Annotated in this window: 26 protein-coding genes; 22 read left to right on the top strand and 4 right to left on the bottom strand. The window is 63.4% G+C overall.

The window, feature by feature from the left end; all coding sequences use genetic code 11:
• Positions 1-35: 35 nt before the first annotated feature.
• Positions 36-1,271, top strand: coding sequence for a LysR family transcriptional regulator (locus tag AKG11_RS28875; protein WP_050746425.1), 1,236 nt, complete (start codon positions 36-38; stop codon positions 1,269-1,271).
• A 37-nt stretch (positions 1,272-1,308) separates the two neighbouring features.
• Here AKG11_RS28875 and AKG11_RS28870 read toward each other — a convergent pair whose 3' ends face one another.
• The gene (locus AKG11_RS28870) at positions 1,309-2,214 is read right to left on the bottom strand and encodes a LysR family transcriptional regulator (protein ID WP_024270745.1); all 906 of its coding nucleotides are present in this window, start codon (positions 2,212-2,214) and stop codon (positions 1,309-1,311) included.
• A 109-nt stretch (positions 2,215-2,323) separates the two neighbouring features.
• On the opposite strand from AKG11_RS28870, the gene AKG11_RS28865 reads away from it, so the two are divergent.
• From AKG11_RS28865 to speB, 7 genes are all read left to right on the top strand, one after another.
• Positions 2,324-3,319: an ABC transporter substrate-binding protein gene (locus AKG11_RS28865; protein ID WP_050746424.1), complete on the top strand. Its 996-nt coding sequence runs from the start codon at positions 2,324-2,326 to the stop codon at positions 3,317-3,319.
• A gap of 76 nt (positions 3,320-3,395) precedes the next feature.
• Positions 3,396-4,178, top strand: coding sequence for an ABC transporter permease (locus AKG11_RS28860; RefSeq protein WP_050746423.1), 783 nt, complete (start codon positions 3,396-3,398; stop codon positions 4,176-4,178).
• 8 nt (positions 4,179-4,186) lie between these two features.
• Positions 4,187-4,957 carry an ABC transporter ATP-binding protein gene (locus tag AKG11_RS28855; protein ID WP_023514963.1) on the top strand — a complete coding sequence of 257 codons (771 nt, stop codon included), beginning with the start codon at positions 4,187-4,189 and terminating at the stop codon, positions 4,955-4,957.
• Positions 4,954-5,709 carry an SDR family NAD(P)-dependent oxidoreductase gene (locus tag AKG11_RS28850; RefSeq protein ID WP_050746422.1) on the top strand — a complete coding sequence of 252 codons (756 nt, stop codon included), beginning with the start codon at positions 4,954-4,956 and terminating at the stop codon, positions 5,707-5,709. Before AKG11_RS28855 ends, AKG11_RS28850 begins: the two co-directional genes overlap by 4 nt.
• Positions 5,703-6,410, top strand: coding sequence for an SDR family NAD(P)-dependent oxidoreductase (locus AKG11_RS28845; protein ID WP_050746421.1), 708 nt, complete (start codon positions 5,703-5,705; stop codon positions 6,408-6,410). The genes AKG11_RS28850 and AKG11_RS28845 overlap by 7 nt, the downstream gene beginning before the upstream one ends.
• Before the next feature lie 11 nt (positions 6,411-6,421).
• Positions 6,422-7,192, top strand: a complete 771-nt coding sequence (locus tag AKG11_RS28840) for a creatininase (RefSeq protein WP_050746420.1) — start codon at positions 6,422-6,424, stop codon at positions 7,190-7,192.
• A gap of 9 nt (positions 7,193-7,201) precedes the next feature.
• The gene (gene speB / locus AKG11_RS28835; RefSeq protein WP_050746419.1) at positions 7,202-8,173 is read left to right on the top strand and encodes an agmatinase; all 972 of its coding nucleotides are present in this window, start codon (positions 7,202-7,204) and stop codon (positions 8,171-8,173) included.
• Positions 8,174-8,257: 84 nt separating this feature from the next.
• Here speB and AKG11_RS28830 read toward each other — a convergent pair whose 3' ends face one another.
• Positions 8,258-9,337, bottom strand: a complete 1,080-nt coding sequence (locus tag AKG11_RS28830; protein ID WP_088016592.1) for an ABC transporter ATP-binding protein — start codon at positions 9,335-9,337, stop codon at positions 8,258-8,260.
• A 101-nt stretch (positions 9,338-9,438) separates the two neighbouring features.
• On the opposite strand from AKG11_RS28830, the gene AKG11_RS28825 reads away from it, so the two are divergent.
• The 8 genes from AKG11_RS28825 (at position 9,439) to AKG11_RS28790 (ending at position 17,223) form a co-directional block, all read left to right on the top strand.
• A complete protein-coding gene (locus AKG11_RS28825) occupies positions 9,439-10,125 on the top strand; it encodes a GntR family transcriptional regulator (RefSeq protein WP_023514957.1) in 687 nt (228 codons plus the stop codon).
• Complete coding sequence (locus AKG11_RS28820; protein WP_050746417.1) at positions 10,122-11,102, top strand: alpha/beta hydrolase; 981 nt, start codon at positions 10,122-10,124, stop codon at positions 11,100-11,102. The genes AKG11_RS28825 and AKG11_RS28820 overlap by 4 nt, the downstream gene beginning before the upstream one ends.
• 24 nt (positions 11,103-11,126) lie before the next feature.
• Entirely contained in the window at positions 11,127-12,329 is a 1,203-nt protein-coding gene (locus AKG11_RS28815; RefSeq protein WP_050746416.1) for an ABC transporter substrate-binding protein, read from the top strand.
• Between the two features lie 107 nt (positions 12,330-12,436).
• On the top strand, positions 12,437-13,360 hold the full coding sequence (locus AKG11_RS28810) for a carbohydrate ABC transporter permease (RefSeq protein ID WP_050746415.1): 924 nt from the start codon (positions 12,437-12,439) through the stop codon (positions 13,358-13,360).
• Positions 13,357-14,190, top strand: a complete 834-nt coding sequence (locus tag AKG11_RS28805) for a carbohydrate ABC transporter permease (RefSeq protein ID WP_023513551.1) — start codon at positions 13,357-13,359, stop codon at positions 14,188-14,190. Before AKG11_RS28810 ends, AKG11_RS28805 begins: the two co-directional genes overlap by 4 nt.
• A gap of 23 nt (positions 14,191-14,213) precedes the next feature.
• Complete coding sequence (locus AKG11_RS28800) at positions 14,214-15,095, top strand: sugar phosphate isomerase/epimerase family protein (RefSeq protein ID WP_023513552.1); 882 nt, start codon at positions 14,214-14,216, stop codon at positions 15,093-15,095.
• Complete coding sequence (locus tag AKG11_RS28795; protein WP_050746414.1) at positions 15,092-16,087, top strand: Gfo/Idh/MocA family protein; 996 nt, start codon at positions 15,092-15,094, stop codon at positions 16,085-16,087. The genes AKG11_RS28800 and AKG11_RS28795 overlap by 4 nt, the downstream gene beginning before the upstream one ends.
• An 11-nt stretch (positions 16,088-16,098) precedes the next feature.
• A complete protein-coding gene (locus AKG11_RS28790) occupies positions 16,099-17,223 on the top strand; it encodes a mannitol dehydrogenase family protein (RefSeq protein ID WP_245290294.1) in 1,125 nt (374 codons plus the stop codon).
• A gap of 53 nt (positions 17,224-17,276) precedes the next feature.
• Here AKG11_RS28790 and hutC read toward each other — a convergent pair whose 3' ends face one another.
• Positions 17,277-18,017, bottom strand: a complete 741-nt coding sequence (gene hutC, locus AKG11_RS28785) for a histidine utilization repressor (protein WP_050746413.1) — start codon at positions 18,015-18,017, stop codon at positions 17,277-17,279.
• Positions 18,018-18,523: 506 nt separating this feature from the next.
• Between hutC and AKG11_RS28780 the strand changes: the two genes are divergently transcribed.
• From AKG11_RS28780 to hutH, 4 genes are all read left to right on the top strand, one after another.
• The gene (locus tag AKG11_RS28780; RefSeq protein ID WP_024270742.1) at positions 18,524-19,543 is read left to right on the top strand and encodes an ABC transporter substrate-binding protein; all 1,020 of its coding nucleotides are present in this window, start codon (positions 18,524-18,526) and stop codon (positions 19,541-19,543) included.
• Between the two features lie 97 nt (positions 19,544-19,640).
• Entirely contained in the window at positions 19,641-20,498 is an 858-nt protein-coding gene (locus AKG11_RS28775; RefSeq protein WP_023516023.1) for an ABC transporter permease, read from the top strand.
• Positions 20,491-21,321 carry a quaternary amine ABC transporter ATP-binding protein gene (locus AKG11_RS28770; protein ID WP_023516022.1) on the top strand — a complete coding sequence of 277 codons (831 nt, stop codon included), beginning with the start codon at positions 20,491-20,493 and terminating at the stop codon, positions 21,319-21,321. Before AKG11_RS28775 ends, AKG11_RS28770 begins: the two co-directional genes overlap by 8 nt.
• Positions 21,314-22,801, top strand: coding sequence for an HAL/PAL/TAL family ammonia-lyase (gene hutH, locus AKG11_RS28765; RefSeq protein ID WP_050746412.1), 1,488 nt, complete (start codon positions 21,314-21,316; stop codon positions 22,799-22,801). Before AKG11_RS28770 ends, hutH begins: the two co-directional genes overlap by 8 nt.
• 95 nt (positions 22,802-22,896) lie before the next feature.
• On the opposite strand, the gene AKG11_RS28760 is transcribed toward hutH, so the two are convergent.
• Complete coding sequence (locus AKG11_RS28760) at positions 22,897-23,748, bottom strand: MipA/OmpV family protein (protein ID WP_050746411.1); 852 nt, start codon at positions 23,746-23,748, stop codon at positions 22,897-22,899.
• 396 nt (positions 23,749-24,144) lie between these two features.
• Here AKG11_RS28760 and AKG11_RS28755 point away from each other — a divergent pair, with 396 nt between their 5' ends.
• Positions 24,145-24,867, top strand: coding sequence for a response regulator transcription factor (locus AKG11_RS28755; protein ID WP_023517401.1), 723 nt, complete (start codon positions 24,145-24,147; stop codon positions 24,865-24,867).
• Positions 24,867-26,213 carry an ATP-binding protein gene (locus AKG11_RS28750; RefSeq protein WP_050746410.1) on the top strand — a complete coding sequence of 449 codons (1,347 nt, stop codon included), beginning with the start codon at positions 24,867-24,869 and terminating at the stop codon, positions 26,211-26,213. The genes AKG11_RS28755 and AKG11_RS28750 overlap by 1 nt, the downstream gene beginning before the upstream one ends.
• The last annotated feature ends 485 nt before the right edge of the window (positions 26,214-26,698 follow it).

The raw sequence follows: 26,698 nt of genomic DNA, 5'->3' as shown, positions 1-26,698 counted from the left end.
TTATAGCTTTTTGCGAATCTGATTCTAGAGATTGCATGATCGCCACCGACCTCAACCTCCGCCACTTGCGCGTCTTCATGCAGGTCTGCGAGATGGGCAGCCTCAACCGTGCCGCTGCGCAGCTGAACGTCTCCCAGCCGTCTGTCACGGTGGCGCTGGCCGGCATCGAGGCCCGCTTTGGCGCACGGCTCCTCGACCGCTATGCCGCCGGCAGCCAGCCGACGCCGGCTGGCACGGTGCTGCTCGCCCGATTGCGCCGCATGGATGACCAGCTCACTGCCGCCCTCGGTCAGGCGCTCGGCGCCAGTTCACAGCGCGACCCGGCCCTGATCTCCAAGGCGCTGGTGCGCATCGGCTTTCGCCAGATCGAGGCGCTGATCGCGCTTTCCGGCCGCGGCTCCATAACGGAAGCCGCCCGCAGCGGCGGCAGCTCGCCGACCGCGCTGCACCGGATCCTCCACGAATTGCAGGCGAATGTCGGAAAGACGATCTTCGTGCGGGGTCCGAGCGGCGTGGCGCCGAACGCGGTCGGGCACAGGCTTGCCATGCGGTGGCGCGTGGCACTGACCGAACTCGAACAGGCCGTTGACGAACTGCGGGAACTCGAAGGCCGTATGGAGGGGCGCATCAAGATCGCAAGCCTGCCGCTTGCTCGCACCTTGCTGCTCGCCCGCGCGATCAACCCGCTGCTGGCAGCCTATCCCAATGCTCGGATCGAGATCACCGACGGCTCCTATGAACTCCTCTCCCAGCAATTGCGCATCGGCGCGAGCGACATTCTCATCGGCGCGCTGCGCTCGGGAAGCGATCTTGCCGGCCTGAGGACGGAGGCACTGTTCGACGATCCCTATGCAATCGTCGGCCGGCCGGGTCACCCGCTCCTCGCAGGTGGCGCGACGGGCGCCTCACTCGACGATCTCGCAAAACAGGAATGGGTGGCCCAGCGGCCGGGTACACCCATCCGCGCGGCCTTCGATGCCCTGTTCGAAGGTTCGTCCGCGCCGCCGCGCGCCAGCATCGAAACCAGTTCGCTCGTCCTGACCCGCGCCATCATCCTGGAAAGCGATCGCCTGTCCATGCTCTCCCGCCGGCAGATTGCCATCGAGGAACGCGAAAACCTGTTGAGCCTCATCCCCGTCGCAGAAGATGTGCGCGCACGGCTCGGCATGCGCACCATCGGCATCACGATGCGTGAAAACTGGCTGCCAAGCGGGCTGCAATCCCGCTTTCTCGAGCATCTAAGACGCCAGCCGAGTTTCCCCGATTTTTGAGATCAGAGAGGCGATGCCGGCTCGGCTATCCCCTCACTCACGGTCCATCGTTTTTCGCGATACGAACCGCCTCCAGGAAGGCCAGGATGATCGGGCTGGAACCGTTCTGCGTGCGGTAGGCGATGCGATGCATCGAGGAAAAATCGAAGCTCGCCGGCTTCAACGCGCGAAGACGGCCCTCCTTCACCCAGGGCGCGGCAAAGTGGCAGGGCAGGAAACCGATGAAATGGCCCGACAGGAGCATCATGGCCTGCCCCTCCATTTCCACCACCGAGGCGCTCGCGCGCGGATGGCCGACCAGATAGAGATCGTCGAAGTAGCGGTAGCGCCGAACGGAGAAGCGGCTGTTCTCGATATCACGCAGGTCGATGTCGCTGTCCTTCTTGCCAAAGAGCGGATGCTTCGCCCCGCAATAGAGCGAATGGGGCTCCGACGTGAAGTCGATATAGGTCACGCTCGGGGCTTTCTGGGAAAACGGGCCGATCGCAACGTCGAGCTCGCCATCGGCAACCATCTGCTCCAGTTCCGAAGGCGTTCCAAGCGTCAGCTCGATGAAGACATCCGCACCACCCGCCAGCAGGCGGTCGATGGCGCGATGCAGCCCCAGCTGCTCGCTCGTATAGATCCCGTCGGAAGCCCCGACCCGTAGCCGCCCCGAGAGATTTCCCGTGGCGGAACTGACGCGCAGCGTGAAATTGTCGAGGTCGAGGAACAGTTTCTGCGCCGCATCATAGGTCGCCTGGCCGATCTCCGTCAGCCGGAACTGCTGTTTCCCGCGAAAACACAGCTGTGCGCCGATGCGCTTTTCCAGCTCCGCGAGATGGGTGCTCAGCGTGGATTGCGAGAGGTTGAGCGCGATCTGCGCATCGGCAAAGCCCCGCGCATCCGCAAGGGCGACGAAGACCCGCAGCAGGCGGATATCAATATTGTCGAGGCGGCGCATTGCAAATACCCATACATCGGTAATTTTCAATGCAACATTGCAAACAATTTGATTTACTTCAATGCATGAAATGGCAAATCTGCCCCCATAACAAACAAGGGGATCGACAATGAACGCCATCTTCAAGCTGGCTGCAGCCACAGCCATGTCTCTTACGACTGTATCGGCGGCCCACAGTGCCGAGCAAATCAGGATACTCACGCCCACCTGGCTTGGCTTTGCCCCCGTGCATGTCGCCATCAAGAACGAGTGCTTTGCCAAGCGCGATCTCGACGTCACCATCCGCTTCGAAGACGACCTTGCCAATGTGATGGCCGCCATGACCCGGGGGGACATCGAGGTCCAGATGCGCTCGGTCGGCGAATATCAGGGGCGCCCGCGCGACAAGGACACGCCTGGCATCATCATCGGTATTATTGACGAATCCGTCGGAAGCGACGGCATCATTGCCGATGACAAGATCAAGACCGTCGCCGACCTCAAGGGCAAGACGATCGCTGCCGAACCCAACATCCCGGCGCGGCTGCTCCTGCAGATGGCCTTGCGGGAAGCCGGGCTGTCGCTCGCCGACCTCAGCCTCAAGGATATCGCCTCGGCGGACACCGCGGCGGTCTTTGCCGATGAAAGCATCGCCGCCGTCGCCACCTACGAGCCGTTCATGTCGCAGGCGATCGCAAATTCCAGCCGCCCCGGCGCCAAGCAGTTCCTGACCTCCAAGGACTATCCCGGCCTGATCGTCGACGCGATCATCGCCCGCAACGACGATCTCAAGGCCTCACCCGAGAAGTACGCGGCCTTCCTCGCCTGCATCTACGAAGCCGTCGATTTCATCCACGCCGAACCGCAGCAGTTCGCGGAAATGGTGGCTCCCGAGTTCGGGCTGACACCCGATGAGGTGACCGGCATCGTGAAGGGCAGCCTCGCCTACACGACCCTGGCACAGGCCCGGGACTATATGGGCACCGGCGGCACGCTCGGCAAACTCGGCACCGTCTTCGATACCGTCATGGACCTGAACCTGGAGAACGGCGCAGCCGACAACAAGCTCGTGGCAAGCGAGCAGATCGACAACTCGATCATCAGCACACTGCCCGCCACTCCGTAACGCTCCGGAAACCGGAAGGCCTTTACTCGGCGCCTGCCAAGGTGCCGAGGCCCCTTCTCTTTGCCCTGGTTTGCCCATGTTCAAGAACCTTTTCGTCTTCAGAGGCCGGGCCACGCCGTTCGTGGAAGCACTCGTCGGAGCCGCCGCGGCCATTCTGCTGCTGGCCATCTGGGAGATTGCCGCCCGAACCGGACTGATCAGCTCGCAGTTTCTCCCCGCGCCAAGCCGCGTCTTCACGGCCCTGTGGAGCATGTTCACGCAGCAGTCGCTGCTCTATCACACCGGGGTCTCCGCCGCCCGGGTCTGGGGCGCCTTCCTGATTGCGGCCGTGATGGCCATTCCGATCGGCATCCTGATGAGCAGCTACCGGATCGTCGGCGCCGCCCTCGAACCGATCGTCGACTTCATCCGATACCTGCCGGTCCCAGCCCTCGTACCATTGTCGATCATCTGGTTCGGCGTCGGCGAGCCGACCAAGATCTTCCTCCTGTGGCTGGGCACCTTCTTCCAGCTCGTTCTCTTCGTCGCCGATGACATGCGCCGCGTGCCGAACGAGTTCGTCGAGGTCGCAAGGACGCTCGGTGCGAACTCCCGCCACGTCATGACCGATGTCGCGCTGCGCGCCATGGCGCCGTCGCTGGTCGACAACCTGCGCATCACCCTCGGCTGGTGCTGGACATATCTCATCATCGCGGAGATCGTCGCCGCCGATTCCGGCATAGGTTACGTCATCTGGTCTGCGCGTCGGTTCGTCAAAACACCGGAGGTCATTGCGGGGGTCGTCGTCATCGGCCTGATCGGGCTCATCACCGACCAGCTGCTGCGCCTCGCGCACCGGCGCCTGTTCCGTTACCTGTGAGGCCGACCATGCAAGACTACCTTCAGTTCGACAACATCACGAAGGTCTTCGGGCCGGTCAACGTCGTCAGCCGTACGAGCCTTGCCATCGAGCGCACCCAGTTCGTCGTCTTCCTCGGCCCGTCGGGCTGCGGCAAGACGACCCTGATGCGCATGGCCGGCGGCCTCGATACCCCGACGGAAGGCTGTGTGCGGCTGGATCGGGAGATCATCGACAAACCCGACCGGCGGCGCGGCATGGTGTTCCAGTCCTATTCCTCCTTTCCCTGGTTGACGGTCGAAGGCAACATCGAGTTCGGCATGCGCTACAGGACCGATCTCACGAAAGAGGAAAAGACGGCCCGCACCCGGCACTATCTTCGCCTCGTCGGCCTCGAGGATTTCGCCGGCGCCTACCCGAACCGCATTTCCGGTGGCATGCGGCAGCGGGTGGCGATCGCACGGTCCCTTGCCGCTGGATCCGACGTGCTGCTGATGGACGAACCGTTCGGCGCGCTCGACGCCCTGACACGCGAGCGACTGCAGGTGGAGCTCCGGCGGATCCACAGCCGCGAGAAGAAGACAATCATCTTCGTGACGCACGATGTGGAAGAGGCCGTCTTCCTGGCCGACCGCATCATCGTGTTCTCGCGCCGCCCTGCCCGGGTGGTCGCGGATATCGATGTCGCCGCAAGGCTCGGCACCGATCGTACGCTCGAATCCCGCGAATTGCCCGAATTCTTCGCGCTGCGGAACCACGTTCTCCACCTCATCCGCAACGAAACGGGAGACATGATGTGAACCTTTCATTCCAGGGAAAAACCGTGCTCGTCACGGGGGCGAGCCGCGGCATCGGCCTGGGTGTCGCCAGGGGGTTTGCCGCCCGTGGCGGCGACGTCCACATTCTTGCAGACGACGACGGCGTGTTCGACGCGGCAAAGGAACTCGGCGCCCGGCCCTACAAGGTCGACATCACCGACGGCGATGCCGTGCAGGACGCGTTGTCGACCATTCCGCGCATCGATGTCCTCATCAACAATGCCGGCTTCGAGCGCATGACGCCGCTCGTCTCGGAGAGCGAGCGTGTCGAGGAGGTCTTCCGACGGATCATCGAGATCAATGTCATCGGAACCAGCACGGTAACCCGCCGGTCGATCGCCCGCATGCGGCCGGGCAGTGCGATCGTCAACACGGCATCGATCTGGGGACGCGTCGCCGAGGCGCAGTTCGATGCATATGTGGCCTCCAAGCACGCCATCATCGGCCTCACGAAAACCTGGGCGAAGGAACTCGGCCCGCTCGGCATCCGAGTCAATGCGGTCTGCCCCGGCTGGGTGCGCACGGAAGCATCCATGCGGTCGCTCAGCCTGATGGCTGCCGCGCGTGGCACGAACGAGGCGGCTCTTCTGGCGGACATTGTCGCCGGCCAGGCCCTCGCGGGCCTGATGGAACCCGACGACATGCAGGAGGCCTATCTGTTCCTCGCTTCGGAACGCGCCACCAACATCACGGGTCAATCCCTGGGGGTAGACCGGGGAGAGGTGCCATGGTGAAACCGCTTGCAGGAAAGAAAGCGATCGTCACGGGCGCAGCCAGCGGCATCGGAAAAGCGGCGGCGATCGCATTGAGGGAGGCCGGAGCCGAAATCATCGGCCTCGACCGCGCGACACCGAGCCTCGATCTGGAGATATTGCGCTGCGACCTGACCGTCGAGGCGGAGGTAATCGACGCGGTCTCGCGCGCTGCCGCCCGGCTCGGCGGCCTCGATATTGTCGTCAACAATGCCGGCATCATCGAGGAGGTCCCGCTCGCGGACATGTCCGCAGAGCACGCTGACAGGATGTATGCCGTCAATGTCCGCGGCGCGATCTTCGTCGCGCGTGAAGCCCTTCCCCACCTGCCGGCGGGCGGCAGGATCATCAACATCGTCTCGGAACTGGCCTATCTCGGACGCGCGAACGCCTCGATGTACTGCGCGACGAAGGCCGCTCTGCTGGCGTTGACCCGATCCTGGGCCCGCGAGCTGGCTCCGCGCATCCTCGTCAACGCCGTAGCCCCCGGCCCGACCGATACGCCGCTTCTCGATTTCGAGAACATGAGCATGGATATGAAAGCCGCCGAGACCGCCAATCCGCTCGGCCGGATCGGGCACCCCGCGGAGGTGGCGGCGAGCGTCGTCTTCCTCACCGGCCCCGGGGCGACCTTGTTTACCGGACAGTGCCTGGGGGCAAACTGTGGCGCGGTGATGCTGTGAAGGAGAGCACAATGAAGAATTCCGTATTCTGGGGTGAAATGACATGGTCCGAAATCGCCGAGAAGGTCGCCTCCGGCGCACCGGTCTTTCTGCCGCTCGGCGCGACGGAGCAGCACGGCCGACACATGGCCGTGAATGTCGACGTCGCGCTGCCGACGGCGATCTGCGAACGCGTCGCCCGGGCCGTTGGCGGCATCGTGCTGCCGACCATTCCCTACGGCAATCGCTCGCAGCCACGCTCGGGTGGCGGCCCCGCCTTTCCCGGCACGCTCAATCTCACCGCCAACACGTTCTCGCTCGTCGTCAGGGACGTGATCACCGAACTCTACCGGCAGAACATCCGGCGCATCGTCGTCCTCAACGGCCACTACGAGAATATCTGGCCGTCCGTCGAGGGGATCGAGCTGGCGCTCGACGCCATCGGCCGCGAAAAGGCCAGTGACCTCACGATCCTGCGCATGGACCATTGGGAACTGGCACAGCCTGCGACTATCGACAGGATCTTCCCGGACGGCTATCCCGGCATCGAGCTCGAACATGCAAGCGTGATCGAAACCTCGATGATGCTGGCGGTCCGCCCCGACCTCGTCGATCTTGACCGGGCGCTGCATGATGGTCCCGCGGCCTTCAAACCCTATGACCGGTACCCGAAGCCTGCCGAGGAAGTGCCGCCATCCGGGGTACTATCCCTGACTGCCGGATCGTCGGCCGAGAAGGGCGAATGGTTGCTCGCCGACTGCGAAAGCCGGATCGTCGACATCCTGCGCCAAGAGTTCAACTAGGAAACCGCCATGCAGAACGCCTTCCACCAACCCGTCGATGCGGCGAAGGTACCACGCTTCGCCGGCCATTCGACCTTTATGCGCCTGCCGGCGGTCGAGACCGCCGTGGGCCTCGACATCGCGCTTGTCGGCATTCCCTGGGACGGCGGCACGACGAACCGCGCCGGCGCCCGCCATGGCCCCCGGGAGGTGCGCAGCGCCTCAAGCCTGATGCGCAGCACCCATCACGCCTCGAAGACCCAGCCCTTCACAATCGCCAACATCGCCGATGTCGGCGATCTGCCGATCAACCCCATCGACCTCATGGATGCGCTGAAGCTGATCGAAGGCGGCATGCGCACCGTCATCGAGGCCGGTGCGCTGCCGCTTGCCGTGGGGGGTGACCATCTCATGACGCTGCCCGTCCTGCGCGCCGTTGCCGCGTCCGGACCGGTGGGCCTTGTCCATTTCGATGCCCATTCCGACACCAACGACACCTATTTCGGTGACAATCCCTATACGCACGGCACCCCCTTCCGCCGAGCCATCGAGGAAAGCCTCATCGATCCGCGCCGCACCGTGCAGATCGGCATCCGCGGCTCGATCTATGCCCCCGACGAACACGACTGGGCGGTGAAGCAGGGTATCCGCATCATCTATATGGAGGAGTTCGTCGAACGCGGCGTCGCTGCGGTGATGGCAGAGGCCCGCCAGATCGTCGGGGATGCGCCGACCTATGTCACGTTCGACATCGATTCCATCGATCCGTCGATGGCACCGGGCACCGGCACGCCGGAGCTCGGCGGCTTTTCGACCCGGGAGGCGCAGCACCTCGTGCGTCTGCTCGAGGGCGTAAACATCGTCGGCGCGGACGTGGTCGAAGTCGCCCCGCCCTTCGACCTGGCCGGGATGACGTCGCTTGCCGGTGCGACGATCATGTTCGAGCTTCTGTGCGTCATGGCGCGTCTCGTGGCGCGCAGGAGGGCAGGAGGCCGGGCGTGATCGTGCGTTTCCGGCCAGCCACACAAACGGGCGGTGCGCGACAGGCTCTGGACCATCGCCTGTTTCCGGGGCGAGAACCCCGGCCTAGTTGATGCGCAGACCCGTTGCGGTATCGAACAGGTGGATGGCCTCCATGTTCGGCCGCACATGGATTGTCTCACCGACGCGGATCGGTGTGTTGCGCGGAAATTCGACGGTCAGCATGCGCGCTTCGCCGATTTCCACATAGCCGTAGGTCTGGCTTCCCAGCCGCTCGGCAACGGCAAGCTCACCGCTGAACCAGGCCTCCTCCGGCGGACAGGCGACAAGGTCCTCCGGGCGGATGCCGAAAACGACCTCGCTGGCGGGCATCGGCTGTCCCCCCATGCCTGCCAGCGACAGGGTGCGCTCCTTCAGGCGCAGCGCACTGCCACTGCCGTCAGCAGCGATCGTGGCCGGCAGGGTGTTCATGGTCGGGCTGCCGATGAAGCGCGCGACAAACAGGCTTGCCGGGCGATGATAGAGCTCGAGCGGCGGGCCGATCTGCTCGATCCTGCCGGCATTCAGCACGACGATGCGGTCGGCCAGCGTCATCGCCTCCACCTGGTCGTGGGTCACGTAGACGGTCGTCGCCTTCATACGGTTGTGCAGCTTGGCGATTTCCAGACGCATCTCGACGCGCAGCGCCGCATCGAGATTGGAGAGCGGCTCATCGAAGAGGAAGGCCGAGGGTTCGCGTACGATGGCCCGGCCCATGGCAACGCGCTGGCGCTGGCCGCCTGAGAGCTGCGCCGGCCGCCGTTCGAGGAAGGGCTGGATCTTCAAGATGTCGGCGGCATGCGATACCCGGCGGTCGATCGTCTCGTCGGCCGTGCCGCGCATCTTCAGGCCGAAGGCCATGTTCTCGCGTACGCTCATATGCGGATAGAGTGCGTAATCCTGAAACACCATGGCGATGTCGCGGTCGGACGGCGGCAGCGCGTTCACCACCTTGCCGCCAATATCGAGAATGCCGCCGGAAATCTCCTCCAGGCCTGCAATCATGCGCAGGAGCGTGGACTTGCCACAGCCGGAGGGTCCGACGAGGACCAGGAACTCGCCGCTTGCAATGTCGATGTCGACATCGTGGATGACTTGCAGCGTGCCATAGGTTTTCCGGATCTGCCTCAATGCGATTGCCGTCACGGTTTTCTCCTCCAAAAGGCCAACTCGACCCTTGACCTTCATTATCGATATCAATATCAATAATGATAGCAGTGACGATTGGCAACTCCGAGAGCCCGCCGATGACGTATTTTTCTACAGCCCCGAATGCCCGCAGCCCGGCCAAGCCCGCCAAGTCGGCGGCCACCTTCAATGCGCTGAAGCGCGACATCATGCTGGGGGTGCTTCCGGCCGGCGCGGCGTTGACCGAGCTGGATCTGGCAGCTCATTTCGCCTGCAGCCAAGGCACTGTGCGCGAGGCCTTGCTGCAACTGCAGGAAGAGGGCCTGGTTCGCCGGCAGGGTCATCGCGGCACGCAGGTCTCCGAATGCACGGAGGCAGAGGCCGTCGAAATGTTCCGCGTGCGCCTGCAGGTCGAGTGCAGCGGCATCGTCCGGACACTCCAGGCACCCAGCCGCACGCTGGTCGGCGATCTCAAGGCGCTCTTTGCCGAAATGCTTGACGCCGCCAAGGTGGGCGACGAGCTGGAACTGGCCTCCTTCGACCGGGATTTCCATCGCCGCATCTTCCAGGATGCGCAGCTTCCGGCGCTCGATCCGATCCTGCATCGCTGCCTGGTGCACAATCACCGCTTCAAGATCTCGCGCAGCATCACCCCGCGCGATCTGGTGGCGACCGCCCAGCGGCATGGCTCGATCATCGAGGCGATCGAGAGCGGTGACGTGGCAAGGGCAAGCGCCGCCTTGCGCCATCACATCGCAACGATCGTCGATCTCGGCCCCGACGTCTTTCCGGACGCGACCCAATGAGCGCGATGCCGAACCCGTCGCAGCTGTCGCCGGAGATGGCGGCGCTGCTTGCGCGCGTCGCCGCTGAAACCGGGCCGCTGGTCGATCCGACGACCCTTCCGCCCGCCGAAGGCCGCGCACTTTCGGAAGAAGGCAACCGGCGCTGGAATGTCGACCTGCCCGCCATGGCGGCGATCGGTGAAACCTTCGTCGCTGATGACGCAGACCTCGGCACGGGGCGGGTACGCCTCAAGGTGCTGGTGCCTCCGGGTGCAGGCACCGGCGCGATCATCTTCGTACATGGCGGTGGTTTCGCCTTCTGCAGCCCGGAGACACACGAGCGTTGCGCCCGCGTCCTCGCGCTGGAATCCGGCTTGCCGGTGCTGCTGCCGGAGTATCGCCTGGCGCCCGAACATCCCTATCCCGCGGGCCTGATGGATGTCATCGCCACGATCCGCCGCGCCTTCGTAGCCTCGGCGCCGTTTGGCGTGGTGGCCGGCTCGCTCATCGTGTCCGGCGATTCTGCGGGCGCCAATCTCGCATTGGCCGCCCTGCTGCACGAAGCGAAGAACGGACGCCAGCCAGTTGCCGGCGCTCTTCTCTTCTACGGCACCTATGCCGGTGATTTCCGCACCGAGTCCTACCGGGATTTCGAGAACGGACCAGGACTGACGACGGCGAAGATGCAGCGCTACTGGCATTGGTATGTCGGCGATCGCGACGCCTCGGCCGATCCGCTCGCCTGTCCCCTGCTCGCCTCGGACGAGGCGCTTGCGGCCCTGCCACCGCTCCACCTGATGGCAGCGGGAGTTGACCCCCTGCTGTCCGACAGCATCGCACTGCACGAGCGCCTGAAGCATCTCGGACGCGAGGAAACACTGACGGTGGTGCCGGGCGTTACGCACGGTTTTCTGCAGAACACGCTCGATCTTGCCGCCGCGCGGGAGGCGCTTCGGGCGGCAGGATCGGATGCCCGGCGTATGGCCGGTGCAAACTGAATTCGATTTTCAAAGGAGGAGACAATGAAAATCTGGAAGACACTGGCCGTAAGTGCCGCATTCGCAACGTCGCTGCTGGCGAGCACCGCATCGGCGGAAACCGTTCGTTTCTGGTATCACTTCGACAATCCGGAAAATCCGATGGCGGATCTTGTCGCGAAGTTCGAAGCTGCCAATCCGGGCATCGAGATCGAAGCGGAAAACGTTCCGTGGAACAGCTACTACGACAATCTCTACACCGCGCTCGTTGGCGGCAATGCGCCGGATGCCGCAATGGTGAAGCTCTTCGCCCAGCCGCGCCTGCTTGAAATGGGCGCGCTGGAGCCGCTGGGCGCGAAGATCGACGGCTGGGTCGGCAAGGCCGACCTGCTCGACAACCTTCTCGAGCTCAACAAGGGGCCGGACGGCCAGCAATACTACCTGCCCATCCAGTATGTCGTGCTCTATCTCTACTATCGCGCCGACCTGTTCGAAGCCGCCGGCCTGACACCACCGAAGACCTGTGACGAATTCCGCGATGCGGCCATCAAGCTCACCAAGGCACCGGCGACCTACGGCTTCGGCCTGCGCGGCGGCAAGGGCGGGTGGGACCAGTGGGGCGCCTTCGTCCTGTCGCAGGGTGCCAAGCTCGAGCCGGGTGGCCTGACGACACCGCAGGCGATCGCTGCCAACCAGTGGCTGATCGACCTCTTCCAGAAGGACAAGGTCATTCCCGCGTCCGCGCCGAACGACGGCTTCCAGGAGATCACCGCGGCCTTCAAGAACGGCACGACGGCCATGACCATCCATCACGTCGGCTCGTCGAACGACATGGTCAAGGCGCTCGGCGACAAGGTCTCGGCCGTGCCGGTGCCGGAATGCGGCGGCGGCCACTGGACCTCCTATGGCGATGAATCCCTGGCGATCTTCTCTTCCTCCGAAGTGAAGGATGCTGCCTGGAAGTGGATCTCCTTCCTTGCCGAGGGCGAGAACAATGTCGCCTTCAACAAGGCGACCGGCCAGATGACCGTAACCAAGAGCGGTTCGGCCAACTGGACGCTGCATGAGCGCCGCTTCGTCGACGCCACCGTACAGTCCCTGCCCTTCGCCCATGTGCTGCCGCAGAACACCGCAACGTCGGAATTCGTCAACACGGCCTGGCAGACGGCCATGCAGCAGGCGCTGACCGGACAGATCACCTCCGAACAGATGATGCAGCAGCTCGAAGCCCTCTTCGCGCAGCAATGATCTTCCCTGGAGCGGGCGGACCTCCATCCGCTCCACCTTCCCATCCGCCCCGCCCGAACACCAGGGCGGATGGGATCTTTTGATTGCCAACGGCCGGGAACGACCGAATGACCGCGACAACCGCCCCCCTATCGACTGCCGTGACCATCCCCACGCCGTGGAGCGTGCGGCTGATGCCCTACATGCTGCTGGCGCCGGCAGTGCTCGTCACGCTCTTCATCGTCTTCTTCCCGATGGTGCAGGCGGTCTTCACCAGCCTCTACGACCTCATCCTCTGGAAGCCGAATGCCAGCCGCTTCGTCGGCTTCGGCAACTATGCGAAGCTCTTCGCCGATCCCGTCTTCTGGACCGCGCTCGGCAACACCGCGATCTGGATCGGCCTGACGGTTCCGCTCCAGATGGGCCTTGGCCTGCTGACGGCACTGCTGCTCAACCGGGAATTCCCCTGGCGAGGGCTGGCACGTGCGCTCATCATCATTCCCTGGGCGCTGCCGAGCGTCGTGATCGCGTTGATGTGGCGCTGGATCTACGATCCCAACACCGGCGTGCTGAACGATATCCTGCTCTACCTCTCCGTCGTGCAGTCTGCCGTGCCATGGCTTGCCGATCCCAACCTTGCACTCTATGCCATCATCGCGACGCTGACCTGGCAGGGCTTCCCCTTCTTCGCGGTCATGATCCTTGCCGGCCTTCAGGGCATTCCGAAAAGCCACTACGAGGCCGCCTCGATCGACGGCGCCTCGGCCTGGCGACAGTTCGTGCACATCACGTTGCCCGGCATCGCGCCGGTGCTGGCAACGGCAGGGCTGCTCCGTGTCATCTGGGTCGCCAATTCCATGGACGTGATCTTCGTCATGACTGGCGGCGGGCCGGGTTATGCCACGCACACCCTGCCGCTCTACGCCTTCGTTCGTGCCCGCCAAAACCTCGATTTCGGCTACGGCACGACGATCGCCGTCACCTTCACCATCCTTCTCGGCGCAATCGTCGCCGTCTATCTCGCCCGGACCATGCGGGAGGTCGAACGATGAACAAGCCCTCCACACTCCGCCGCATCCTGACGACCGACCTGCCGGTGCTCGTCATCGTTCTCTTCGCCATGGCGCCGTTTGCCTGGATGGTGCTGACCTCGCTGACGCCGACCGAAACGCTGAACGCGACCGGCGTCTCCGTCTCGCCCGCCGGCTGGAGCCTCGACAACTACGTGCGCTTGCTCCGGCAGACCTCGTTCCTCGGCAACATGCTCGACAGCCTCATCATCGCCTGCGGCACCGTCGTGCTCGGCCTTGCCGTGGCGGTAACGGCGGCCTACGCCTTCTCGCGCTTCCGCTTCGCCGGCCGCAAGCTCTTGATGCTGCAATTCCTGCTCATCAACATGTTCCCGATCGTGCTGCTCATCCTGCCGCTCTTCGTGCTGATGCGCAAAGCCGGCATCCTCGATACGCATTTCGGGCTCATCCTCGCCAATGCGACGGTCGCCATTCCCTTCGCCGTCTGGATGCTGACGAGCTATATCGGGGCGATCCCGAAGAGCCTTGACGAGGCAGCGATGATCGACGGCTGCTCGCGGCTGACGGCGCTGCGCCGCGTCGTCCTGCCGCTCACCATGCCCGGTATCATCTCCACCGGCATATACATCTTCATCACCGCCTGGAACGAGTATCTCTACGCCCTGACACTGGGCGGCAAGAACGTGCGGCCCGTCACCGTGGCGATCCAGACGCTGATTGGCGAATACCAGATCGAATGGGGCCTGCTTGCTGCCGGCGCCGTCGTCGGCGCCATGCCGGCCACCCTGCTTTTCCTTCTCGTGCAACGCCGCCTCATCGGTGGGCTGACCCAGGGCGCGGTGAAGGGCTGATTGCGAATGAAAGAGGACTGACCATGAACCCCGTCGGGTTGATCTCCATGCAATATGCGCGGCCCTTTTCGGCTGAACACTTCCCGCTGTTTTCCGAGATGCGAAGGCTCGGCTACGATTTCGTCGAGCTTCTCGTGCCCGAACCCGGCGAACTCGACCTCGCCGAGACGCGGCGCGCCCTGGATGCCGCCGGGCTCTCCGTCGTGCTCGCCGCCCGTGTCAATCTCCAGCGCAACCTCTCCTCGGACGATCCCGCCGCCCACCGTGCCGGCATCGATTATCTGAAATATGCGGCCGATTGCGCCGCCGCACTCGGCGCCACCATCGTCGGCGGCCCGCTCACCGGCAATCCGCTGGTCTTTGCCGGCCGCCCGCCGCAGCCGGTGGACGAGGCGGAGCGCCTCGCCCGCAAGGCGCGCTGCGTCGCCGGCCTGAAGGAGGCGGGAGACCATGCAGCCAGGCTCGGCGTCATCCTTGCCGTCGAACCGCTCAACCGCTTCGAGAGCGACGTGCTCTGCACCACGCAGCAGGCGATCGAGCTGCTCGACGCCGTCGATCATCCCGCCATCCAGCTGATGCTCGATACGTTCCACATGCACATGGAAGAAGCCTCGATCGCCGAGGCGATCCGGCTCGGCGGCAAGCGGGTCGTCCATTTCCAGGCCAACGAGAACCACCGCGGTTTCCCGGGAACGGGCGCCACGGACTGGGTCGCGGTGTTTCGTGCGCTGCATGAGATCGGCTATCGGGGGCCCGTGTCGCTCGAACCCTTCCGCCGCAACGACGACCGCTTCGGCGTCCCCTTCGCACAGTGGCGGCCGCCGCACGAGGACGAAAGCGAACGCCTCGCCGCCAGCTGCGAATTCATCAAATCCCACATCCTGCTTACGGAACATCGTCGATGACACTCAAGATCGGTTGGATCGGCTGCGGCATTCATGCCACCCAGATGCTGCTTCCGCAGCTCGTTCGCCATGACGTGCAGGTGACTGCGCTCTGCGATATCGACGGCGACAGGCTCACTGCCGCCGGACGGCAGTTTGGCGTGTCAAACCTCACAAACGATGCGGAGGCCCTCATCCGCCGCACCGATATCGACGCCGTCGGCATGGCCGTCGGGCCGGACCAGCACCTCATGTTCGGCAAGATGGCGCTGGAACGGGGTCTGCCCGTCTTCATGGAGAAGCCGCCATCCGGAAGCGCTGCGGGCGCCCGCGAACTGCTCGCCGCTTCGGAAAAATCCGGCAAGCCACTGCTTCTCGGCTTCATGAAGCGCTATTCGGCCGGCAACAAGATCGCGGCGAACATCCTGCGCTCCGGCCGCTTCGGCCCCGTCTACGGTCTCACCGGCTACTACATGACGGCACCCGGCTACTTCGCCGGCAATGTCGATTACACCGGCTTCTTCCTGCATCACTGCGTACACTACATGGACCTCGTCTCCTTCCTCGTCTCGCCGGTCACGAAGCTGACGGCGCGCAAGGTCGAGAAGGATCGCGGCAAGGTGCTCTTCCACGTGCATTTCGACTTCGAATGCGGCGCGATCGGCACGGTCGCCATGGGCACGGCGCAGTCACGCGGTGCGCCGGTCGAGCGGCTTGAAATCATGGGCGATCACCAGCGCATCGAGGTGGACAATGTCATCGACGTGCGCTGGAACCGAAACCCGCCCTTCAAGATCGACGACCCTGCCGGAACACTCGACGATGCGGTCGACACGCTGACCTGGAAGCCGAATTTTACCGCGGCCGCCAACGAGGACCCGAAAGGCTACCATTCGCTGCTCGCCGACGTCATCCCGGCGCTTGCCGGCCGGCAAACGTCGGCACCGACGATCCGCGAAGGCGTGATCGCCATGGAGCGGCTGGAAACGCTACGCCGCGAACTTGCTCTCTGAGGGTCGGACAGGTGATCCAGACATCCGTCATCCAGTTCGGAACAAGCCGGTTCCTGCAGGCCCATGCCGACCTGTTCCTGTCAGAGGCAGAGCCGAAGCGGGCGATCACCGTGGTGCAGACATCCGGCGATGCGGCCCGCAGCCACCGGCTTGCCGCGCTCGCCGCACCGGAGGGCTATCCGGTACGGATCCGAGGCCTCAAGGACGGCCGCCCCGTCGATGAAACAACGACCGTCACCTCCGTCCGACGCGGCCTGTCCGCGGCGAACGATTGGCCGGAAGTGGCGCGGGTCTTCGTCGAGGAGGCAGCTTTCGTCCTCTCCAACACCGGTGATGCCGGTTACCAGGGTCAGCCGGAGGATGCCGCGGCTGCCTATCATCCGGCCATGAGTTTCCCCGCGAAACTCTTCCACCTGCTTGCCGCGCGCCATGCCGTGGGCGGCGCGCCGATCATCGTGCTGCCGATGGAGCTGGTCGTCGACAACGGCAAGGTGCTGAAGGCTGCCGTGCTGGCAGTCGCGCGCCGGCAGACGAGCGATGCTGGGTTGCTGTCCTATATCGAAAACGACGTGGTCTGGGCGAGCAGCCTCGTCGATCGTATCGTGTCAGAGCCCATCGAACCGGCCGGTGCGATCGCAGAACCCTATGCGCTCTGGGCGATCGAGAAGGGACCGGGCGTCGTCGCGCCCTGCACCCATCCGGCCATCCAATTGGTCGACGATCTTAAAGAGATCGAGCGGCTGAAGCTGCATATTCTCAATCTCGGCCACACGGTTCTCGTCGATATTTGGCAGCGGCAAGGCGGCGCCGGCGATCCGATCGTGCGTGAATTCATCGCCCGGCCCCAGGTCGAGGAGGCACTGATGGCAATCTACCGGCAGGAGGTGCTGCCCGTCTTCGCCCGGCTGCCGGGCGGCGAAGGGGCCGAAGACTATCTCGCCGTCACCCTCGAACGTTTCGCCAATCCCTTCCTCAACCACAGGCTGGCCGACATCGCACAGAACCACGCCCGGAAGGTCGAGCGGCGTATCGGCGCCTTTCTCGATCTCGCCAGGCCTTTCGGCCTGCCCCTACCGCGCCTCGCCGCGATTGTGGCCGAAGCCGACCGTCCCGACGACCCTCCCAGCTTCAAATAGGGAGATGGTCTCCGCAGGCGGCGGCGTGACCGGATACACGACCTGCCCACGCGTCAGAAATTGCTCTGCAGGCGATAGCGCGAACCTGGATAGAGCAGCCGCACGGACGTGACCACCTGATCCTGCGACCAGGTGCGGCGGCGGATGCGGATGCAGGGTTCAAAACGGGCAATCGCCAATACCTTGCACTCCCAGGGCTGCGGCAGAACAGCCTCGATGAATTGCTCCGTCCTGGCGATGGGAGCGATCTTGGTGAGGAACGCGTTTGGCGTCGTCGCCGCGAAATCCTGTTCGAGATAGTCCGGTGCAATGGCCGGATTGACGAAGCGGTCCTCAAGCTGGATCGGCACGTCATCTTCGTGATGCACCATGACCGAATGGAAGCACTGCATTCCAACGCCCAGTTCCAGCGCCGCCGCCAGCTCATAGCCGCAGGTCTCGCTCTGAGCGAGGATCAGCTCGGTGCGATGAACCGAGCCGCGCTCCAGGATCTCGTCGGCAATGTTGCGCACGCCAAGCGCCGGAGCGCTGCGCTTCTTCGGCGCAACGAAGGAGCCCTTGCCCTGCACACGGGTAATCACGCCTTCATTGGCCAGTTCACGAAGCGCCCGGTTCGCCGTCATGCGGCTGACGCCGAGCGTTTCCACCAGCTCGTTCTCCGAGGGAATGCGATGATTGACCGGCCACTCTCCGGTTTCGATGCGCGTCCGGATCTCGGCCTTCATGCGCTCGTAGATCGGCGCGCCGCGATCCTTCGTATCCCTCGCCACAAGGCCGGTTTCCTCGTTCAACATCGCCACGGCACTCCGTATTTCAATCAGAACCTGCTTACAGACCATATGCGATCAAAGTAAGCGCGCCTTCTGATTCTTGTCACGTACTTGTCCACCAGAAGCACCAACTTGCATATACAACTTTGCCTTTCACGGTGTTTTTCACGATACAGCTTCAGGCAAAAAGCCCCACAAAGCAAGCGTTGCGGGACACAAGCCGGAGGGCAGGCATCTGGAGTCCCAGAATCCGCAAGGGTTCTATAATTCCTAGATCTCCTTGCTTGGAGCAATTTTGAATCCAAAAGACGCCCATCAGCGCAAGAATCACAATATCACGCTGATAGATCGATCTTACGGCGACAAAAAATGTCGCTTATAGGCACGCCCCGTAATGCATCGAGCGAGATAGTTGTCTACTAAGTTGTATAGTGAACTTTGCAAACGGCTCTGCTTGGCATGACCCGCCACGGGAGCGGCTTCGACAAATCTGGTTTTCAACATCACATCATCAAAACAGGGGAACTGACATGCTGAATTCCAAACTGAAATGTGCACTTCTTGCCGCCGCGGCGCTGTTCGGCGGCTCTGCCGGCACGGCGCATGCCTCCTATTGCGGCGATGGCAATACCGTCACCTTTGCGGGTATCGACTGGGAGAGCGGCGCCTTCATCACTGAAGTCATGAAGGAAATCCTCGCCAAGGGCTACGATTGCAAGGTTGACTCCATCCCCGGCAACTCAGTGACGCTGGAACAGGCCACCGCCAACAACGACGTACAGATCTTCGCGGAAGAATGGATCGGCCGTTCCGACGTCTGGAACAAGGCGGCTGCCGCCGGCCAGGTGAAGTCGGTCGGCAAGACCTTCGTCGGCGCGGCCGAGGGCTGGTTCGTGCCGGAATATCTCGTGAAGGGCGACGGGGCCAAGGCACCGGACCTCAAGAGCGTCGCGCAGCTTTCCGACCCGAAATTCGTCGAACTGTTCAAGGATCCGGAAGAGCCGGCAAAGGGCCGCTTCCTCAATTGCCCGTCGGGCTGGACCTGCGAGGGCGTCAACACGGCCAAGCTCGAAGCCTACAAGCTCGGCGAGAGCTACGTGAATTTCCGCCCCGGCACGGGTACCGCGCTCGACGCAGCGATTGCCGCCGCCTATCTCCAGCAGGAGCCGATGCTCTTCTACTACTGGAGCCCGACAGCGATCATGGGCAAGTACAAGCTCGTCCAGCTCGAGGAGCCGGCTTATAGTGAAGCCTGCTGGAAGGAGCTGACCAGCGCCGACGGCAAGCGCGACGCGGGCTGCGCGTTCCCCTCCGTCGAGGTGGCCTACGGCGTCAACAGCACCTTTGCCGGTGCGGCGCCTGAAATCATGGAAATCCTCGAAAAGGCGACCTTCCCGCTGGAAGAGGTCAATGCGAGCCTCGCCTACATGACCGACCAGAAGGTGGATGCTGCCGCGGCTGCCAAGAACTTCCTGCAGACCAAGGCCGACGTCTGGGGCGGCTGGGTCTCGGTGGACGCCAAGGCGCGCATCGAAGCCGCCGTCAAGTAACCCGCGAGAACCGCGCGCCGGCCTCCCGGCGCGCGGTCTTTCCCGTCAGGACAGGACCGGCCGCCGGATGGCGTCGCCACGCGCGAGGATTTCACCGATGTTTCCCGAAGCCTTCCATATCTCCATCCGTGGCCCCATCAACGATTTCGTTCAGTCGCTGGTGGTGAACTACGGGTTCGTCTTCAAGGCGATCTCGCAAACCCTTCTCCAGGCCATCCTCTTCGTGGAATGGATCCTGCGCGGCCTGCCCTGGTGGGCCGTCTTCATCATCTTCCTGGCGCTCGCCTGGTTCGCATCGAAGAAGATCTCGCTCGTCATCACCGTTGCCGTCATGCTCTTCGCCGTCGGTGCGCTCGGGCTCTGGGACCTGACGATGCAGACCTTGGCACTCATGCTGATCGCCAGTCTCATCTCCGTCGCCATCGGCGTGCCCATGGGCATCTGGCTGGCCAAGAGCGAGCTGATGCGGCGCATCACCCTGCCTGTGCTCGATGTCATGCAGACCATGCCGAGCTTCGTCTATCTCATTCCGGCGATCATGCTCTTCGGCCTCGGCAAGGTACCGGCGGTGCTCGCCACCATCATCTACGCCGTACCGCCGCTCATCCGCCTCACCGACCTCGGCATCCGCCAGGTGGACGGCGAAGTCGTGGAAGCGGCGACCGCTTTCGGCGGCAGCCCGCCGCAGATCCTCTTCGGCGTCGAACTGCCGCTTGCCACCCCGACCATCATGGCCGGCCTCAACCAGACGATCATGATGGCGCTCTCCATGGTCGTCGTCGCCTCGATGATCGGCGCGCGCGGCCTCGGCGAACAGGTGCTGAACGGCATCCAGACGCTTGACGTCGGCAAGGGGTTGGAAGCTGGCCTCGGCATCGTCATCCTCGCGATCGTGCTCGATCGCATCACGCAGGGGTTCGGCCAGATGAGCCGGAAGGAGCGCGGCAATGACTGACATCAAGATCCGCAACGTTTCCAAGATCTTCGGCGGCAACTGGAAGACGGCCCTCGCGATGACCCAGCAGGGCGCCGACAAGGGCGAGGTGCTGGCCAAAACCGGCTGCAGCGTCGGCCTCGACAATGTCAGCCTCGATATTGCGGGCGGCCGCATCTTCGTCATCATGGGCCTGTCGGGCTCCGGCAAATCGACGCTGGTGCGCCACATCAACCGGCTGATCGAGCCGACCAGCGGCGAGATCATCGTCGACGGCAGCAATGTGCTCGACCTCAAGCCGAAGGATCTGCGCGATTTCCGCAATCGCCGCGTCAGTATGGTGTTCCAGAATTTCGGCCTGATGCCGCACCGCACGGTGTTGCAGAATGTCGTCTACGGCCAGCGCGTGCGCGGGCTCACCAAGATAGACGCCAAGCCGATCGGCATGAAGTGGATCGAGACCGTAGGCCTTGCCGGCTACGAGAACAAGTTCCCGCACCAGCTTTCCGGCGGCATGAAGCAGCGCGTTGGCCTTGCCCGGGCGCTCGCTGCCGATACCGACGTCATCCTGATGGACGAGGCCTTTTCTGCGCTCGACCCGCTGATCCGCGCCGACATGCAGGACCAGTTGCTCCAGCTCGAAAAGAACCTGCACAAGACCATCGTCTTCATCACCCATGATCTCGACGAGGCCTTGCGCATCGGCGCGCAGATCGCGATCCTGAAGGACGGCAAGCTGGTGCAGGTCGGAACCCCGAACGAAATCCTCAACAGCCCCGCCAACGACTATGTCGCCCGCTTCGTGCAGCGCCGCGCCGGCGCAGGAGAGGCCCAGCATGCCTGAGACGATCGTTCTCGATCGCCCCCTCACCTGGCAAGAGATCGCCGCCGTCGCAAAGGGCGCGGCGCTCTCTCTGTCAGACAAGACCTGGACGCGCATCGCCAATGCGCGCGCCATCGTCGACGCGCTCGTCGAAAGGCGGGTGCGCGGCTATGGCATCAATACCGGCGTCGGTGCGCTCTGCGACGTCATCGTCGATATTCCCGAGCAGCGGGCACTCTCGCGCAACATCCTCTTCAGCCATGCCTGCGGCGTCGGCGAACCGCTTGGGCGCGAAGAGACCCGCGCCGTGATGGCCGCCCAGATCGCCAATTTCGCGCACGGCTATTCCGGCGTGCGGTTGGAGACGGTGACGGCGCTGCTGGCGCTGCTGAACGCCGATATCCTGCCCGTCATTCCCTCGAAGGGCTCGGTCGGCTATCTCACCCACGCCGCTGCCATCGGTCTCGTCCTGATCGGCGATGGCGAGGCGCGCCACGGAACGGAAACGATCACTGGCAGGCAGGCGCTCGAAGCGCTCGGCATCGTGCCGCTGGTGCTGGAGGCGAAGGAAGGCCTCAGCCTCGTCAACGGCACGCCCTGCGCCACCGGCCTCGCGAGCCTCGCGCTTGCCCGCGCGTCTCATCTTGCCGACTGGGCAGACGCCGCCGCGGCGATGACCTATGAAAATCTCGGTGCGCAAGCCGACCCCTTTGCGGCCCGCCCCCTCACGCTGCGCACCTCACCCGGCCTTCAGACCGTGGGCGAAAACCTGCGCCGCCTGCTTACCGGCAGCCGCCTGCTCGCGCACGCGGCGGGCTCACGCACACAGGATCCGCTCAGCTTGCGCGCGGTGCCGCAGGTGCATGGCGCGGTGCGTGACAGCATCGCGCAAATCGCCGCAGTGGTGGACCGGGAACTATCCAGCGTCACCGACAACCCCGTTGTCGCCGGCTCGCGCGAGGCGCCGGAAGTCCATTCGCAAGCCCATGCGGTCGGCGCCGCACTCGGCCTTGCCATGGACGCACTCGGCATCGCCGCAGCCGAGCTTGCGGCCATTTCCGAACGGCGCATCGACCGGCTCGTCAACCCGCTCGTCAGCGGGCTGCCTGCCTTCCTCGCGGATGGCAGCGGCGTCGCCTCAGGCTTCATGATCATCCAGTATACGGCTGCCGCCCTTGTCGCGGAAAACCGCCGCCTTGCCGCCCCCGCCAGCCTCGACGGCGGTATCACGTCGGCCCTGCAGGAAGATATTCTGACCCATGCCACCCCGGCCGCCGACAAGGCGCTCGCCATCATCGCCAATCTCGAAACCGTGCTTGCCATCGAAGTCATGGCCGCCGCCCAGGCCTACGACATGCGTCCTGGTCTGAGCGACAAGGCTTCCGGTACGAATGGCCTCTATGAACGGATACGCGGGATCGTGCCCATCTATCGGGATGACCGGCCGCTCAATGGTCTCCTCGCCATGACGCGAGAGTTCATCAGCACGAACGCGACCTGACACCAAAACCGCCTTGCGGTCGGTATGAAGCGATTGGTGGGCGTGTCCGTCCGGGCCAGTGCGGCAAGGGCGTACAACAAGGTGCCCACCGGCTGCTAGAACTTGTAGCCGACGATCGCCATGAACGACGGCTGCAGTTCTCGTTCAACAATCGGGCTATCCGCAGCATCGCCCAGCAAGGCGCCCATGCCAACTTCACCCCGCATAAGCCAGTTTTCCGTTGCCATATATGTCGCGGATACCGAGAAGTCGACGCGTTTCAGAGACGCCTGGGGCTTGAACGCACGCAAACCCGATGCCGCCGATTGCGCAGCCGTCACGCCGAAATAGGACTGCATGTGCTCCTCGTTGGCAACCGTGGCGGAAATGCCCGCCGATACGAAGAAACGGTCGGTTACGGGCGCGGTATATTCGGCACCGAATTTGCCGATAAGGCTCTCGCTCCCCCCGACCGTCTGATCGACCTCCGCATAGAGCTCCAGCGCCTCCCACCGGTAGGTGGCCCTTGCGCCGATGGTCGCGGCAAAGTCGATGTCGCCGAGGCCCTTCAGCCGGTCACCATCGTCTTCGTCACGCCCCATTTCATAGCCGACCTTACCGGCCAGCGAGAAGCCCTGATGCGTGAAAGCGGTGACGGAAATCCCGCGGGGATCAAGCGTTAGCCAGTCGCCGTAAGTGAAGATGACCGCCGGCAGAGGGCTGACCTTGAAGCCCCTGCTCCCCTCATATTCGGGAGCGTACAGCGCACCTGCGCCAACGATCAGGCTCCACACAGCTCCGTCAGCCGATGAGGGCTCGAACCGCGCCGGGTCGAACGCGGGTTCGGCAACGCTCCCTGATGCGGCGTCAGCTGCATGGCTTCCCGATGGTACGACCAACGGTATCAGCACCGCGCCGACTGCGAAAAGGAGCTTGAGTGTCTGATTGGCTTTTTTATCGGGCTGCATACCTGCTCCACACCATTGATCGCGCCGCGCCACAGAGAAACCGGCGCGGCGCTCGACACCTCCTTGTCCCTCCAAGGGAGCCCCCTTGGGTGTGTTGTTTTGTTGCGGTTTGTTACGGTGAAGGGTTGTTCACGCCGACAGGAGACAAGACGCCTGCTCCGGATGCAGGAATGTGTGCGTTGTAATAAATCTTAACACAACCGAGCGGTTTGGACGCACAAGCGGCCACACTGCTGTCCCTGATCGTCTTTAGCCTTTGCCACAGTCCCCTCCGGAGAAAGGCCGGTGAAACACGGGAAGCCTTGTTTACTCCTACCACAGTAACATTGCCGCAACGGCAACCGACACCCCGCCGGTGTCGGCTTTCACCCCCTTGAAATCGCCAGGGAGACGTTCGTGAATAGCGCGAAAAGAAGCCCGCACATCCTCATCGTCGAGGATGATACGGAGATCGGCCGGCTGCTGGTGGAAACCATGGTGGAAAACGGTATGCAGGCCACGACGGCGGATGACGGACACGCGATGTTCGCGCTGTTGCGACGGCAGGCATTCGACCTTGTCATTCTCGACGTCATGCTTCCTGGTGAAGACGGCATCAGCCTTTGCCGGCGATTGCGTGCGGACAAGACGATCCCCATCATTCTGCTGACCGCGCTGGGCGAGGAGGTGGACCGGATCGTCGGGCTGGAGGTCGGAGCCGACGACTACATCACAAAGCCCTTCAGTCCGCGGGAGGTCGTAGCCCGAATCCGAAGCATTTTGCGTCGTGCTTCTTACGGGCCGGCGGCTGGTGATCGTCAGATACCGCTGCGCTTCGACGGCTGGCGCATCGACCCGATACGCCGTCAGGTGCATGACCCTGCGAACACGCGGGTTGCCCTTACAACCACCGAATTCGACCTCCTGCTCGCCTTCTGCCGAAATCCCGGTCGCGTCATAACACGCGAGGAACTCTTGACGCTCACGCATTCCGGACTTGCCGGCCCCATCGAACGCAGTGTCGACGTGCACATTCGCAGACTGCGGCAGAAGATCGAAGTCGACGCGTCCGATCCCGTTCTTCTAAGGACGGTCCGGCTTGGCGGCTACCTTTTTACCGCCGCCGTCGAGGAGGCGTGATGCGCTTTCCAGGCTTCGGTGCGAGGACGATCCGCGGGCAACTCATGCTGGTCGTGATCCTTGCCATCGGCTCCGTCATTGTGGCCGGACAGGTAATCGAACGGATCAAAACCTTCGACTACGCTGATGCAGTGGACGTCGATCTCGTCGGTCAAAGGGCCTTGACCCTCGCCCTTCTGCTCGACGGCGCTGACGATGCCCAAAGGCAGCGCATCCTTGCGCGTTCGGCCGAGGTCGGCATCGAAATCGACATCGTGCCGCGCGACGCGCTCGAGCGCATTGCAGGCCCGGACGGGTTTCGTTCGAAAATCGGCTCGTTTCTGGCATACCTCTTCCCGCCGGATGGGAACTTGCCCGATGGATCGAAGATGATGCTGGTCGGGCGCAAGCCGATGCTGTCGCTCCCCATCAACGACAAAGAATTTCTCCTGTACAAGTCGTTCCCGGACAGCGTTCTGACGACGGACATCACGGGGCGCATCGTGTATTACTCCCTGGCGCTGGCGATTTTGGGGGTGCTCTTCTCCATTTTCGCCGTGCGGTTTCTGACCGCACCGCTCAAGGCGATCTCAAGCGAGATCCGCGATACCGACGCGTTCCTTTCCCGCTCCACGCTTGTGCCGGAAACCGGCAGCCTCGAGATCAAGGATCTGGCGCGGGCGCTCAATGAGCTCCGGACCCGCATCCACGAGATGATACGCAACCGGACAGGAATGTTGCGGAGCGTCAGCCATGACCTGCGCACGCCGTTGACCCGGGTGCGCCTTCGGGCAGAACGGATCGGGGATGCGGCGATCCGCGACCAGATCCTCGCGGATGTCGAACAGATCAATACCCTGATCGACATCACCCTGGACTACCTTCGCGACGATCGCGACAGGGAGGCGTGCGAACGTACCGACGTCGCCAGCATCATGCAGACCATCTGCGCCAATTTCACGGACATGGGCGCCCATATCAGGTATGCAGGTCCGCCCAGACTGGTCTGGCACTGCAAGCCCATGGCACTTTCGCGGGCGATCACGAACCTCTGTGAAAACGGCATCAAGTTCGGCGGCGAGGTCACGATGAGCCTGAAGTCCACTGACCAATACCTCAGCATCGGCATCCAGGATCGTGGCCCCGGCATTCCCGAGCAGTTTGCGACACAGGTGCTCGAACCCTTCTTCCAGATGGATCCTGCCCGTACGGGCAATACCAAGGCGAGAGGTTTCGGTCTTGGGCTTTCCATTGTCGACGAGATCGTCCGTGATCACGGCGGCCAACTGGAATTCGAGAACACCGCGCCTCGTGGACTATCGGTACGGATCATCCTCCCGAAGGCCTCACCGCGCACGTCGGATTGACCCGAAAACCGCCCGAACCTCTCCGGATCACTGCATGCCGGTGTCCTCCGGCGGGCAACGACAGGTCCCGGCGATACGCACGCGGGTTCACTCAAAAGTTTTCGCCTCTCCTCGCAACCGCCAAACTCCGTTGCCAAGCACTTCACGCGGCCTCGGCGCCCTCTAGCAGCACCATTTTTCTTTCTAGAACGCTGGTTTTTCAGATGTTTTCGGGTGCTCGCCCGGTTTCAATCCACCCCTAAATCCACCCTTTTGCGCTCGCTTAGCGCCTGTCCAACTCCCGTAAGCATCGCGCTGTTGTGGAAGCGTCAGCTCGGATGTTTTACGGGCTCGATGAGGGCTAGTAACGCGGGCAAGCCCATTTTAATATGAGCAACCCCGCGTAACGGTTGAATAGTTCGGATTTATGAGACCTGTGCGCGGAAATTTGTAGACGGCTGAATTTGCTGCGTTTTCGCATACTGGAAGTGGTGTGCGGCGATTTT

It is taken from the genome of Shinella sp. SUS2 (genome assembly GCF_001262505.1).
Classification (GTDB): Bacteria; Pseudomonadota; Alphaproteobacteria; order Rhizobiales; family Rhizobiaceae; genus Shinella.
This window is presented reverse-complemented; position numbering and strand designations above follow the sequence as displayed.